This window comes from Paraburkholderia sp. BR10882 (assembly GCF_040948855.1).
GTDB classification, from domain to species: Bacteria; Pseudomonadota; Gammaproteobacteria; order Burkholderiales; family Burkholderiaceae; genus Paraburkholderia; species Paraburkholderia nodosa_A.
This window is the reverse complement of record NZ_JBFPKP010000012.1, coordinates 167,998-182,411: the sequence shown is the minus strand read 5'-3', so window position 1 is coordinate 182,411 and position 14,414 is coordinate 167,998. Positions and strand designations below refer to the sequence as shown.

Sequence of the window (14,414 nt, the reverse complement as noted above, 5' to 3'; positions counted from 1 at the left end):
CACGAACGGCGCTGATAAAAACCACCGGCGATGAACAACAGTTGATACTCGCGCTCAATAACGCGGGGAATTCAAACAGCGGACATGCGCGCCTTGAGGCGCGGCGACATGAAGTCGAGAAACGCGCGCAGCTTGAGCGGCAGCGGCGTTTGGCCGGCATGGACGAGATGGATCGGCATGGGCGCCAGCCCGAAGGTTTCCAGAACGAGCTGCAAGCGGCCTTCCTGCACGGCGTTCGCGACCTGATAAGAGAGAACCCGCGTCAAACCGGTCCCGAGCGTCGCGGCATCGATGGCCGATTCCGCCGTGTTTGTCACGAGCCGCGCGTGGATCGGCACGTTCTGCTCCGACTTTTCGCCGGCAAACGTCCACGTGCGCGACGCATTGATTCCCTCGAAACCGATGCACGCATGATCGGCGAGATCAGCCGGGTTTTGCGGCGTGCCGCGCTCGGCGAGATACGCGGGGCTCGCGCACACCACAGGGCGCGTTTCGCCGAGGCGTATCGCCACGAGACTGCTGTCCGGCAGCTGGCCGATGCGTACCGCAACGTCCACGTGGTCTTCGAGAAAATTGACGTTGCGATCGGTCAGCACGAGGCGGGCGTCGATCTCTGGATATTGCGCGAGAAAGGCCGCCATCACAGGGACCACATGCAGCCGCCCGAAGACCACGGGCGCCGTGGCCACGAGCGAGCCCTTCGGCGCCGCGTATTCGCCGGTCACGGCGCGTTCGATTTCGCCGATGTCCTCGAGAATGCGCCGGCACGACGCGACATAAGCCTCGCCGGCCTCGGTGAGCGAGAGGTGCCGTGTGGTGCGATGGAGCAGGCGGGTCTTCAGGTGCGCTTCGAGATCGCCGACCTTGCGGCTGACTGTCGCCAGCGGCTGGCCGAGTTGCCGGGCCGCGGCTGACAAACTGCCTGCATCGACGACTGCGACCAGGATGGACATCCCTTCGAGACGGTCCATGGTCTTCTCGATCACTGGAAGGGAGATTCCCGATGTTAGCGGATTCTCTTCCGGCGCGAGCGCGCAGCGCCTTTGCGCGCGCGGCTCAGGCCGTCATGCGCTCTCGGCGTTGACGAGTTCGCCCGCAGTGCGCTCGCGCAGGCGCGGCGATGCGAAGTCGAGGAACGCGCGCAGCTTCAGCGGCAGGGGTGCTTGCCCCGCATGCACGAGATTGACGGGCAGCGGCGCGGCTTCAAATGTGTCGAGCACGACGCGAAGCTCGTTGGCCCGAACGGCGCGTGCAACCTGGTAGGACAGCACGCGTATCAAACCCACGCCGAGGACCGCGGCTTCGATGGCGGCGTCCGCCGTATTCACGGCAAGCCGCGAATGAACGGGCACGGACTGCTCTGACTTGCCGGAGCCGAAAGACCATGCCCGAAGCGACGCGAGCGCCTCGAAGGTAATGCATTGATGGCCTGCCAGGTCCGCGGGTTCGGCTGGCACGCCGTGCTTCGCGAGATAGGCGGGGCTGGCGCAAATGACGCGGCGCACCGTGCCCACGCGCGTTGCGATCAACGTGCTATCGGGCAACTCGCCAATGCGGACCGCGACGTCCGCGTGTTCATCCATCAGATGAACGACACGATCGGTCAGCAGGAGATTGATGTCGATCTCCGGATACTGCGCGAGGAATTCCGCCACCACCGGCACCACGTGCAAGCGGCCAAACGCAACGGGCGCGGTAACCACGAGTTCGCCTTTGGGCGCGGCGTATTCGCCCGTGGCTGCACGCTCGGCTTCGCCGATGTCTTCGAGAATGCGCCGGCAGGCGGCCACGTATGCGGCGCCGGCTTCCGTCAACGAAAGCTTGCGCGTCGTGCGGTGAAAGAGACGCGTCTTCAGGTGTGCTTCCAGTTCCCCAACCTTGCGGCTGACCGTGGCGAGCGGCATGTCGAGATGCCGCGCGGCAGCCGAGAGACTGCCCGCATCAGCGACCGAAACGAGGATGGCCATGGCTTCGAGGCGATTCATGGACCCTATCAAATAGTGGAAGGATGAATCTTGATCGTGAGGGATTCTCTTCGTAAATGCAAGCGCGTAACGTTCGACCTCAATCTGGATCGCGGCAATCCGCTGCAAAGACCGGAGAAATTCAACGAATAAGGAGGTTGTCGTGAGCGGCTTATCCAGCACCCCAGAAAGTGCAGCAACGCCCGCCGTCGCATCGCGCGGCAAGATCGTCATGATGGCGGTCGTCGCAGGCGCAGTGATCACAAACATCTACTGCACGCAGCCGATCCTGCCGCTGATCGCAGCGGGTCTGCGGGTCAACATCACAACGGTGGATCTCGTCGCAGCGGCGGCGCTGCTCGGCTTCTCGACCGGTCTCGCGTTGCTGCTGCCGCTTGGCGACCGCTTCGACCGGCGCAAGCTCGTGCTCACTCAAATCGCGCTCGCACTCGTTTTCGCGGCGACAGCGGCGGTGGCGCCCGGCATCTGGGCACTGATCGCGGCTTCGTTTGCGCTTGGCATCGTGAGTTGCGTGCCACAGCAGCTCGTGCCCTTCGCCGCCGTCATGTCGTTGCCGAGCGAGCGGGGGCGTAACGTCGGCACTGTCGTGAGCGGCATCATGGTCGGCATCCTCGTCGGCCGCACGATCGCGGGCGCAATTGGCGCGGCGTGGGGCTGGCGCGCGGTGTACGGCGTGGAAGCCGCGTTCATGGTGCCGGTCTTTATCGCCGCCGCTGCGTTGCTGCCGAAGGGCGTGCCCTCCACGAATCTTTCGTATGGACGTCTGCTTGCTTCGCTGTGGCCGCTCGTTCGCGACAATCGCCCGATTCGCGAATCGATGATCATCCAGGCGCTGCTGTGGGCCTGTTTCAACGCCTTCTGGGTCAATCTCGCGGCGCTGCTCAAGAGCGGGCCGTGGCACCTCGGCAGCGCGTGGGCGGGCGGCTTCGGCATCATCGGCGCGGCCGGCGCGTTCGCCGCATCGCTGGGTGGCAATGCCACCGATCGCGTGGGCTTTCGCAAGGTCATCGGCGCGAGCATCGTCATCGCGACGCTCGCCTACGTGCTTCTTTCCGGCGCGGCCACGTCGCTCACGCTGCTGATCGTGGGCGTGATCGTGCTCGATATCGGCGTGCAGTCCGGTCTCGTTTCTAACCAGACACGCGCTTTCTCAGTCGATCCGAAAGCACAAGGCCGAATCAACAGCCTCTATATGACGGCCACGTTTTTCGGCGGCGCAGTCGGTGCGACGGTCAGCGGCTGGCTCATGAGCCGCTTTGGCTGGTCGGGCATCGTCGCCTTCGGCGTTGTGCTCGGAATTGTGGCTTCCGCCATCCACTGGATCGGTGCGCCTCGCGGGTCCGCGGGCCGGATCCCATCAAACGCAGATTGATTCAAGGCATCGAGAATCTGCTTGCTGGAATCCGCCGCGGTTAGGGGCGATGCCAGCTTCAATACTGGAATTATCATGATTGGCATCGTGCGCGTCGCGCTGAAACGGCCTTATACATTTGTCGTTCTGGCCGTGTTTATCCTGATCGTCGGCGTTTTGTCGGCGTTTCGTACCCCTACAGATATTTTTCCTCCGATCAATATCCCGGTGATTAGCGTGGTATGGCAGTACACGGGGCTTTCGCCCGACCAGATGGAAGGTCGCGTGATGGCTCCGTATGAGCGGGTGTTGACGACCACCGTGAATGGCGTTCAGCACATCGAAGGCACGTCGCTTACCGGCTACGGCATCGTCAAAATCTTCTTTCAGCCTGGCACCAACATTGGTACCGCGAATGCGCAGGTGACCGCCATTTCGCAGGAGATTTTGAAGCAGCTGCCGCCCTCGGCGACGCCGCCGTTCATTATCAATTACAACGCTTCGACGGTTCCGATCATCCAGCTCGCGCTTTCGGGCAAGGGCCTCTCGGAACAGAATCTGGCGGACCTCGGCAAGAACCAGTTGCGGCCGATTCTCGCGACCGTGAACGGCGCTGCGATCCCGTTTCCGTTCGGCGGCAAGGACCGCCAGGTTCAGATCAACATCAAGCCGTCCGAACTCGAAGCGCGCTCCTTGTCGGCCGAGGACGTGCTCAATGCGTTGACGGCGCAGAACCTCGTGACGCCGGTCGGCACCGAAAAGATCGGCAACTACGAGTACACGCTGCAGCTGAACGACGCGCCGGAGACGATCGCGGCCATTGCGAACCTGCCGATCAAGTCCGCCAATGGCACCGTGGTGCACATGCACGATGTGGCTGACGTGACCGACGGCAGCCCGCCGCAGCCCAATATCGTTCACGTGGAAGGCAAGCGTTCGGTGCTGCTCACCGTGTTCAAGAACGGTTCGGCATCCACATTGTCGATCATCGGCGGCATTCGTCAGAAGGTTGCCGACGCGAAGGCCTCCTTGCCGGACGCGCTCCAGATCGACGCAATTGGCGACCAGTCGATCTTCGTGCGGTCTGCAATCAAGGGCGTGGCGCGCGAGGGCTTGATTGCCGCCTTGCTCACGAGCGTGATGATCCTGCTGTTCCTGGGTAGCTGGCGCTCGACGATCATTATCGCGACCTCGATTCCGCTCGCGATTCTCGGGTCGATTTCAGTGCTCTCGGTGCTCGGCGAAACGCTCAATATCATGACGCTCGGCGGGCTCGCGTTAGCGGTGGGGATTCTCGTGGACGACGCCACCGTGACCATCGAGAACATCAACTGGCACCTGGAGCAAGGCAAGGACGTCGAAAGCGCGATTCTCGACGGCGCGGCACAAATCGTGACACCCGCGTTCGTCTCGCTGCTTTGCATCTGCATCGTGTTCGTGCCGATGTTCTTCCTGAATGGCGTGGCGAGGTTCCTGTTCGTGCCGATGGCCGAGTCGGTGATCTTCGCGATGATTTCCTCGTTCATTCTCTCGCGCACGCTCGTGCCGACGATGGCGAAGTACCTGCTGAAGTCCCATGCGAATGAGCAAGGACATCACGAGTCTGCCGGCGTGTGGGCGCGCTTTCATCGTGGATTCGAGCAGCGCTTCGAACGCGTGCGTGCGAACTATGCCGCGATGCTCGAACGGGTGCTGGAACGTCGCCGCACGTTCGTGATTGGCTTCTTTGCATTCGTCGTGGTGTCGTTCGCGTTGATGCCGCTGCTCGGGCGCAACTTTTTCCCTGACGTCGATGCGGGCCAGATCCTGCTGCACGTGCGTGCGCCCGTGGGTACGCGTGTGGAGCGAACCGCCGAGATCTTCGCCGAGGTGCAAGCGCAGGTGCGCGCGACGATTCCGCCCTCCGAACTCGGCACCGTGGTGGACAACATTGGACTTTCCACCAGCTCCATCAATACGGCCTACAACAACACGGGCACGATCGGCCCGCAGGACGGCGACATCCAGATCTCGCTGAAAGAAGGCCATGGGCCGACGGCCGCTTATGTGCGCAAGCTGCGCGAATCGCTGCCGCGCGCGTTCCCCGGCGTGACGTTCTCGTTCCCGCCCGCGGACATCGTGAGCCAGATCCTGAACTTCGGTTCGCCCGCACCGATCGACCTGCAGATTCGCGGCAACAATCTGCCGGCCGACTTCGCCTACGCGAACTCGTTACTGCGTCAGATCCGCCACGTGCCCGGCGTCGTCGATGCGCGCATCGAGCAGTCGCAGGCCAATCCGCAGTTCAATATCGACGTCGATCGGGACCGCGCATCGCTTCAGGGCCTCACCGAACGCGATGTGACCAACAGCCTCGTGGTGCACATGGCGGGTTCGAGCCAGATCGCCCCGACCTACTGGCTCAACGCGGCCAATGGCGTGGAGTATTCGATCGTGCTGCAGACGCCGCAGTACAGCGTGGATTCGCTCTCGTCGCTCGTGAATCTGCCGGTGAGCGGCGGGGCCGAGGCCAACGATGGGCAAATTCTCGGCGGGGTCGCGAGCATTCACCGCACGGCCAGCAACGAAGTGGTGAGCAACTACAACGTGCAGCCGATGGTCGAGGTGTTCGCCACGACCCAGGGCCGCGATCTCGGCGCCGTCGCCGCCGACATTCGCCACATCGTCTCGGCCAATGCCAAGGAAGCGCCCAAGGGGGCGAAGGTCGTTCTGCTTGGCCAGGCTCAGACGATGAACAACGCCTTCGGCGGGTTGTCGTTCGGGATTCTGGGCGCGGTTGTGCTGATTTACTTGCTCATCGTCGTCAATTTCCAGTCGTGGTCCGATCCGCTCGTGATCGTGGCGGCATTGCCTGGTGCGTTGGCCGGCATCGTCTGGATGTTGTTTGCGACGGATACCACGCTCTCGGTGCCCGCACTGACCGGCGCAATCATGTGCATGGGCGTGGCTACGGCCAATTCGATTCTGGTGGTGAGTTTCTGCCGCGAACGTCTGACCGAGCACGGCGACGCGTTCAAGGCTGCATTGGAAGCCGGTACGACCCGGTTTCGGCCGGTCCTCATGACGGCACTCTCGATGATCATCGGCATGGCGCCGATGGCATTGAGTCTTGGCGAGGGCGGAGAGCAAAACGCGCCGCTGGGCCGAGCGGTGATTGGCGGACTGCTGTTCGCCACTGCCGCAACGCTTTTTCTCGTGCCCGCTATTTTTTGCATGATCCACTCGCGTCGGGGTCGCACATCGACGGCCGCGCAGATTACCGGAGATTCGATCCATGTCCTCTGAACCCACAACGCGCGCCGCACTCGCGCAGCGTCAGCTTTCTTTAACAGGCATCGTTGGCGGTGCGCTCGCCGTCCTCATCGTGGCTGGTGGCGTCTCGCTTCGCATGAAGCATGAGCACCAGCTCAAAGACTGGACCGAGGCGCAAGCCGTGCCGTCCGTGAATGTCGTCGTGCCCGCGCCAGAGGCGCCGGGCGGCGCGCTGGATCTGCCCGGCAGACTGGAGGCTTTCGAAAGCGCGCCCATCTATGCACGCGTGAGCGGATACCTGAAATCGTGGAGCGTCGACATCGGCACACCGGTGAAGGCAGGCCAGACGCTCGCCGAGATCGAAACGCCCGAACTCGATCAGCAGTTGATCCAGGCGAAGGCCGACCTCGCGAGCGCGCAAGCCGATGCCGCGCTCGCGAAAACGACCGCGGCACGCTGGCAAAGTCTTCTGGACTCCGATTCAGTATCGCGCCAGGAGGTCGATGACCGCACGCAGGACTACGTGGCGAAGCAGGCCCGCGTGGCGGCAGCGCAGGCCAATCTGGACCGGCTGGTCGCGACCAAGAGCTTCGCGCGGATCGTCGCCCCGTTCGACGGCGTGATCACTGCACGCAACACCGACGTTGGCGCATTGATCAATGCGGGCGGCGGTACGGGGCCGCAACTCTTCTCTGTATCGAGCGTGGACAAGCTGCGCGTGTACGTACGCGTGCCGCAGGAATACGTGCCGGCGGTCAAGCCCGGTGGAACTGGCACCTTCACCGTACCGGAGTATCCGGGCAAGACATTCACCGCCACGGTGGTGGGTCAGGCCGACTCGGTGAACGCCGCATCGGGCACGTCGCTCGTCCAGCTGATGGTCGATAACCCCGGTCATTTGCTGTTGCCGGGCGACTTCGTGAATCTGCATTTTTCGCTGCCGGCGCGCGCCAACGCACTGCGGGTGCCGGCGAGCGCGCTGATATTCGACAACCGGGGGCTGCGGCTGGCCACTGTCGATCGCAGCGACACCGTTCACTTCAAACCCGTTTCGATCGTGCAGGACCTCGGCAACGCGGTCGATATCGGCTCGGGGCTGGCGCAGAGCGACCGCGTGGTCGACGCGCCGCCCGATGGTCTTGTCGAAGGCGACCATGTTCAGGTGATCGCGTCCACGGCCAAAGGTGACAAGCATGACTAAGTATCTGAAACTCGCCACGCTGGTGAGTGCCGTGGTGCTCGCCGCGTGCTCGCTCGCGCCGCACTACGAGGTTCCGGAAACACCCGTGGCGGCGCAGTACCAGACCCAGGGACCATGGACCGTGGCCAGCCCCGCTGACCAGCTCGATCGCGCGGGATGGTGGAAGCTGTACAAGGAGCCGGAACTCGACGACCTCGAGCAACGGCTGATCGCGAATAACCCCGACCTGAGCGCGGCGCTGTTTCACTATGAGCAGTCGCAGGCGTACATCAGGCAGGTCAAGTCGCAGATGTACCCGCAGGTTTCCGCTGTGGGCAATGTCCAGCGCGACCGCGAGTCGGACTCGCGGCCGTTGCGCAGCCCGACTGGGCCGACCGATTACAACTCAGCCACGCTGGGTGTCGAAGTCGACTACGAAGTGGACCTTTGGGGACGCGTGCGCGATTCCGTCGCCGCAAGCAAGGACGAAGGTCAGGCGTCGAAAGCGGATCTCGCCTCGACGCAGTTGAGCCTGGAAATCGAGCTGGCCCGAAGCTATATCGACATGCGGGGTCTCGATCAGCAGATTCAGCTGATCGAGGGGACCCAGGAGGCGTACCAGAAGGCGCTCGACCTGACCCGCAACCGGCATGGCGCGGGCATCGTGTCAGGTCTCGACGTGGCGCGCGCCAGCAACCAGTTGTCATCGGTCCAGTCCGAACTCACCCAGATCAAGGCAAGGCGCGCATTGCTCGAACACGCGGTGGCGGTGCTGGTCGGCGCTTCGCCTTCTGAGTTCCAGCTCGCACCGAGTACCGATTCGATCGCGTTGCCCGTGATTCCGGTCGGGGTGCCGTCGACGTTGTTGCAAAGGCGGCCTGACGTCGCCGCAGCCGAGCGGCGCATCGCGGCGGCCAATTCAAAAATTGGCGTGGCGCGCGCGGCGTATTTCCCGACGCTCACGCTCAGCGCGCAGGGCGGCGTGCAAAGCTCGGTGCTCGGCAATCTGCTCAGTCTTTCCAGTTCGTATTGGGCGATCGGACCGTCGCTGGCGGTGTATCTGCTGGACGGCGGCAAGCGCCACGCGCAGCTGGATTCGGCGAAGGAGGCCACGGCGGAGGCGGGGGCACGCTATCGCAGCGTGGTGCTGGCGTCGTTCCGGCAGGTGGAAGACAACCTCACGTTGCTCGACGATCTGGGCACCGCGACGAATCAGCAGCAGGACGCCGCCAATGCCGCCCAAACCGCGCTCAACCTGGCGCTCGCGCGCTATCAGCGCGGCGCGGTGAGCTACCTGGATGTGGTCGAGGCTCAATCGGCCGAGCTGGAATCGCAACGCAGTGTCATCGCGCTTCGCACGCGGCAACTGGATGCGAATGTCGACCTCATTCACGCGCTCGGCGGCGGCTGGACCACGGACGACCTGAAGGCCGGTTGAATTTCATACAACAAGGACAGCAACGTCATGAACCTGCTTGACATGATCGATTTCCCGAGCAATCTGCGCGATCTGGATGAGCGTGAGCTTCAGCGCCTCGTGGACGAGGTTCGGGAATTCGTGATCGAAAGTGTGTCGAGTACCGGCGGCCACCTGGCATCGAACCTCGGTGTGGTGGAGTTGTCGGTTGCCCTTCACTATGTATTCGACACGCCGCAAGATCGCCTGGTGTGGGACGTGGGGCACCAATGCTACCCGCACAAGATCCTGACGGGCCGAAAAGCGGCCATGGCAAGCGTGCGGAAAGTGGGCGGGATGGCCGGTTTCCCCGCGCGCGAAGAGTCGCCTTACGACGCGTTCGGTGTCGGGCACGCCGGCACGTCGATTTCGGCGGCGGTCGGCATGGCCCTGGGCCTGCGCGGTCGGGACGCCCGCGTCGTTGCGGTGATCGGCGATGGCTCATTGTCCGCGGGGATGGCGTATGAAGCGCTGAATCACGCAGGGTCCTGCGAAACGCTGCCGCTGACGATCGTTCTGAATGACAACCGCATGTCGATTTCACCGGCGGTCGGCGGACTGAATGATCATCTCGAGGCGCTGGTTACGCGCTGGCGCGACGAAGCGAACGTCCCCATATCCACGCTATTCGAAACGCTAGGTCTGGACTACGTCGGTCCCATCGATGGCCACGATATGGCGAATCTACTCGCCACGCTGCGGGACGCGAAGACACGCAACCGGCCGCACGTCATCCACGTGGTGACGAAGAAAGGAAAAGGTTATCGACCTGCGGAACTGGAGCCCGTTGCGTACCACGGGCCGAGCCCGTTCAAACCCGATACCGGGTTGGTGCGCAAGAAGGGCGGCAAGCTGACCTATAGCCAGGTATTCGGTCAATGGTTGTGCGACGCGGCGGCAACGGATGAGCGCATCTTCGGCATCACGCCCGCGATGAGCGAAGGATCCTGCCTGACCGGATTCGAGCGTCGTTATCCGGATCGCTACATCGACGTGGGTATCGCAGAACAGCACGCCGTCACGCTGGCGGCCGGCCTCGCCGTTGAGGGAATGAGGCCCGTCGTCGCCATCTACTCGACGTTTCTTCAGCGCGGCTATGACCAGCTGATTCACGACGTCGCCCTGCAGAATCTGCCGGTTCTGTTCGCGCTCGACCGCGCGGGGATTGCCGGGGGCGACGGCGCCACGCATCTGGGTGCGTTCGACATCGCGGCCCTGCGTTGCGTGCCGAATATGGTGGTGATGACCCCGTCCGACGAAAAGGAATGCTATCGCATGCTGAACACCGGCCTTGCGTGGCCTGGACCGTGCGCCGTGCGATACCCGCGGGAGACAACGGGATCTGAAGTCATTGAGCAGACGAAAGAAACACTGCCGCTCGGAAGAGGCGTGGTTTGCCGCGTCTCCGGCAAGCGGGACAGCGCGCGGGTGGCGTTTCTCGCGTTCGGGCCCTTGCTCTCGGTCGCGATGGAAGTCGCAAGGGAGATCGATGCGACCGTGGTCGATATGCGCTTCGTCAAACCGCTCGATGAAGACTTGTTGCTGACGGTTGCCAACGAGCACGAGGTGATCGTGACGATCGAAGAAGGCACCGTGCTCGGCGGAGCGGGCGCCGCATGCGCCGAGCGGATCGCGGCGGAAGGGTGGGCCGTACGTATGCTGCGGCTCGGACTTCCCGACGCCTTTGTCCCGCACGGCGACCGTGCCGAACTGCTCCGTTTGAATGGTCTGGGAGTCGCAGGCGTGCGGGAAGCCGTCCTGGCGTTCACCGAAGCGGTAGACCTGCTCGACCCGGTTGAATGACTGCCCTGTGCCTCCGGTTTGGGTTACGCGATGTAAAGAGTGAATTGAGGCTGGCCTGGTTGGTGGCATGGGGCGTTGATCCTATAGTTATCGAGACTGGATATCCAGACAGAGAGGTGAAAAATGAAGTTCGCGATGAAAACTGAAATCCGCCCGGACGATCTTTCGACGATCGTCCATGCGATGAAGTCGGTGGACGCCGACGCGAAGGTCGATGTCGATGTTGGCGCGCAAACCGTGAGCGTCGATTCGTGGTTGATGCCCGAAGAGTTTCTGGTTGCGTTCTACGACGAGGACATGGATGTCGGCATTGCCGAGTGGTAGGAAACAGTCAGCCGTCAGCCACGGTGGCCCGGATGCGACGCATCCTGGCCCATAAACAGCCGTATTGCTGACGCGCGCCGCTTCAATCGTTGTCAGAATTCTTGGAACCCTTTCTCACAGTATTTCCAGGCGCACGTCAAAAGAGTGCCGGGTGGACTGTGCTTCATGCGGAGAACCCGCTGACGCTGTCGTCCACGAGCTGGTAGGGGACATACGCTGTTCTTGAGTCGGAAGGGAAATGATCCGTTGTGTTTGGCCGCTGACCGCATCAGCGCCCGTTTCCGTGCGAGCCTCGTATGTCCCAGAACCCGAATATTGCTCCAGAAAGCTCCCAGAAAGCGCCACTTCCCGGCGAACCGATGTCGGGCGCCGACATCATCTTGCGCGTACTTAGCGAACAGGGTGTCGATACCGTGTTCGGCTATAGCGGCGGCGCGATCCTGCCGACCTACGACGCCGTGTTCCGTTTCAACGAACTGCACGCCGACAAGCCCGAGCGTCAGATCAACCTCGTCGTACCCGCCAACGAACAGACCGCCGGCTTCATGGCCGCGGGATACGCGCGCGCGAGCGGAAAGGTCGGTGTGTTCATGGTGACGTCCGGTCCCGGCGCGACCAATGCGGTGACACCGATTGCCGATTGCAATGGCGACTCGGTCCCGGTGGTTCTCATCTGCGGGCAGGTGCCGCGTGCCGCTATCGGCAGCGACGCTTTCCAGGAAGCGCCGGTGTTCAACATCATGTCGGCGTGCGCCAAGCAGGTGTTTCTCGTTACCGACCCGGACAAGCTCGAACAAACGCTGCGCACGGCGTTCGAAGTCGCGCGCACCGGCCGTCCCGGCCCAGTGGTAGTGGATGTGCCCAAAGACATCCAGAACTGGACCGGCACCTGGCAGGGGCATGGCACGCTGGCGTTTCGCGGCTACTCCGACCGCCTTCGCAAGGTGGCGAAGGGAGCACGTCTCGAAGCGGGCAAGCGCGACGAATTCTTCGATCTGCTGGCGCAAAGCAAGCGCCCGCTGCTGTATGTGGGCGGGGGCATCATCACGGCCGGCGCCACGGCGGAATTGCGCCAGTTCGCCGAGCGCTACCGCATTCCCGTGGTCAACACGTTGATGGGGCTCGGCACGATATCCGTGAAGCACGAGTTGGGGCTCGGCATGCTGGGCATGCACGGCGCGGCCTGCGCGAACTACGCGGTGGAAGACTGCGACTTTCTGATTGCCGTGGGCGCGCGATTCGATGATCGGGTCGCCGGTGGCCGCCCCAATGCATTTGCTCCGCGAGCGCGCCATGTTGCGCACATCGATATCGACGAAGCCGAAATCAACAAGGTGAAGCGCGCGCACTGGACTCACGTGGGCGACGCGAAAGACGCGTTGCTTTCTCTGATGCAACACGAAGCGCACGTGCAAGCGCCTTTGGCTTGGCTCGACCACATCAGGGAGCTGAAGCAGCGCTACGGCATGAACTATGACCGCGCGAGCCCGCTCATTCAGCCGCAGTTCGTGGTGGAAAAGCTGAGCGAGATTACCGGCGGCCGGGCCATTGTCACCACGGGCGTGGGCCAGCACCAGATGTGGGCCGCGCAGTTCTTCGATTTCGTGGAGCCGCGCAGCTTTCTCACGTCGGGCAGCATGGGGACAATGGGCTTTGGCCTGCCCGCTGCAATCGGCGCCCAGATGGGACGCCCGGATGCCCTCGTGATCGACATCGACGGTGACGGCAGCATGCGCATGAATATCGGCGATCTGGAGACCGCGACCACGTATGGCGTGCCGGTCAAAGTGCTGCTGTTCAACAATGTCGGTGACGGGATGATCCGGCAGTGGCAGCGTCTTTTCTACGACGGGCGCCTGTGCGTGAGCGACAAGTCGCTTCATCGAAAGGACTTTGTCATGGCCGCGCGTGCCGACGGGTTCGAATTCGCGCAGCGCGTCGAGGTCCTGAGCGAAGTCGAGGAAGCGCTCCGGGCTTTCGTGGCGTTCGACGGTCCGGCTTTCCTCGAAGTCATGATCGATCAGGATGCCGATGTGTTTCCGATGGTTGGGCCCGGCATGAGCTATTCGGAGATGATCACCGGCCCGTTCATCCCGTCGAGGGATGGCGAGGAGTCGGGGGGCGCGCGTGCAGGTCATCAAGCGGCTTCTGACATGTTCTAGGCCAGCATGGCAACGCCACTCTGCTTGTGAAGAGCCTTTCGTCTTTCCGCCATGTAACAAAAGAAGTTCTGGCTACGGCGTTTATCGAGTGAGGCCAGAAACCTATAGTCACTCTGATGGCTGGGAGCGATGCGGGGCATGGGGTCCTGCGGGCCCCGCGTTGTCTCTTCACTTGAGCGAGCAATGAAATTGATCTATGTTGGCGATCCGATGTGTTCGTGGTGCTATGGCTTTGGCAAGGAGCTTTCCGCGCTTGTCGCGCGCGTGCCGGACTTGAAACTGGAAATCGTGGTCGGCGGGATTCGCGCCGGCGCGACCGATGTGCTCGATGCGACCGGCAAGTGTTTCCGGTTGCAGCACTGGCAACGTGTGGAAGCGCTGAGCGGCTTGCCGTTCAATCGCGAAGCGTTCATGGCGCGCGAGGGGTTCGTCTACGATACCGAGCCGATTTGCCGTGCTGTTGTGGCGGCGCGCCGCTTCGCCAGTGGCGATGCCTTGCTTTCGGTGTTCCGTGCGCTGCAGAACGGCTTCTACGTGCAAGGGCTGGATACGACCGACGGTCGCGTGCTGAGCGATATCGCCGTGACCGCGCTGGATGCTGTAGGCGTTCAGGTAAGTGCCGACGCGTTCTACCAGGCGTGGGAAGCAGCGGAAACGAAGGAAGAAACGCAGCGCGATTTCGCCCGTGCGCGAGCGCTTGGCGTCGCGTCGTTCCCGACCTTGATGCTTGAAGAACAAGGCCGGACTTACGCCGTGCATTCGGGCTATGCGAGCGTCAACGTACTCGAAGAAAGGCTCAATGAGATCGAGGGGCCGCTTGCCTGATCGTTTTGATCCGGGTTGTTCGAAGCGGGCTGCGCAAGCGATTGCGCAGCCCGCTTCGAATTGACGGACCGAGTCG

General features: G+C 62.8%; 10 protein-coding genes. 8 read left to right on the top strand and 2 right to left on the bottom strand.

Translation table 11 applies throughout. The features are described from left to right. Positions 1–71: 71 nt before the first annotated feature. Positions 72–971: a LysR family transcriptional regulator gene (locus tag AB3X99_RS27470; RefSeq protein ID WP_069265951.1), complete on the bottom strand. Its 900-nt coding sequence runs from the start codon at positions 969–971 to the stop codon at positions 72–74. Positions 972–1,064: 93 nt separating this feature from the next. Further along, a complete protein-coding gene (locus tag AB3X99_RS27465) occupies positions 1,065–1,985 on the bottom strand; it encodes a LysR family transcriptional regulator (RefSeq protein WP_069265952.1) in 921 nt (306 codons plus the stop codon). A 142-nt stretch (positions 1,986–2,127) separates the two neighbouring features. Between AB3X99_RS27465 and AB3X99_RS27460 the strand changes: the two genes are divergently transcribed. The 8 genes from AB3X99_RS27460 to AB3X99_RS27425 all read left to right on the top strand — a co-directional run bounded on the left by AB3X99_RS27460 (position 2,128) and on the right by AB3X99_RS27425 (position 14,338). Beyond that, positions 2,128–3,357: an MFS transporter gene (locus AB3X99_RS27460; RefSeq protein WP_069265953.1), complete on the top strand. Its 1,230-nt coding sequence runs from the start codon at positions 2,128–2,130 to the stop codon at positions 3,355–3,357. A 75-nt stretch (positions 3,358–3,432) separates the two neighbouring features. Then, positions 3,433–6,621 carry an efflux RND transporter permease subunit gene (locus AB3X99_RS27455; RefSeq protein WP_368618687.1) on the top strand — a complete coding sequence of 1,063 codons (3,189 nt, stop codon included), beginning with the start codon at positions 3,433–3,435 and terminating at the stop codon, positions 6,619–6,621. Further along, complete coding sequence (locus AB3X99_RS27450) at positions 6,611–7,789, top strand: efflux RND transporter periplasmic adaptor subunit (RefSeq protein ID WP_368602537.1); 1,179 nt, start codon at positions 6,611–6,613, stop codon at positions 7,787–7,789. Before AB3X99_RS27455 ends, AB3X99_RS27450 begins: the two co-directional genes overlap by 11 nt. Then, positions 7,782–9,206, top strand: a complete 1,425-nt coding sequence (locus AB3X99_RS27445) for an efflux transporter outer membrane subunit (RefSeq protein WP_368602538.1) — start codon at positions 7,782–7,784, stop codon at positions 9,204–9,206. The genes AB3X99_RS27450 and AB3X99_RS27445 overlap by 8 nt, the downstream gene beginning before the upstream one ends. 27 nt (positions 9,207–9,233) lie before the next feature. Beyond that, positions 9,234–11,027 carry a 1-deoxy-D-xylulose-5-phosphate synthase gene (gene dxs, locus AB3X99_RS27440; protein WP_069265957.1) on the top strand — a complete coding sequence of 598 codons (1,794 nt, stop codon included), beginning with the start codon at positions 9,234–9,236 and terminating at the stop codon, positions 11,025–11,027. A gap of 123 nt (positions 11,028–11,150) precedes the next feature. Next, positions 11,151–11,351, top strand: a complete 201-nt coding sequence (locus tag AB3X99_RS27435; RefSeq protein ID WP_069265958.1) for a hypothetical protein — start codon at positions 11,151–11,153, stop codon at positions 11,349–11,351. A gap of 296 nt (positions 11,352–11,647) precedes the next feature. Continuing rightward, positions 11,648–13,513: a biosynthetic-type acetolactate synthase large subunit gene (gene ilvB, locus AB3X99_RS27430; RefSeq protein WP_368618686.1), complete on the top strand. Its 1,866-nt coding sequence runs from the start codon at positions 11,648–11,650 to the stop codon at positions 13,511–13,513. A 183-nt stretch (positions 13,514–13,696) separates the two neighbouring features. After that, the gene (locus AB3X99_RS27425) at positions 13,697–14,338 is read left to right on the top strand and encodes a DsbA family protein (RefSeq protein ID WP_368618685.1); all 642 of its coding nucleotides are present in this window, start codon (positions 13,697–13,699) and stop codon (positions 14,336–14,338) included. Positions 14,339–14,414 lie beyond the last annotated feature (76 nt).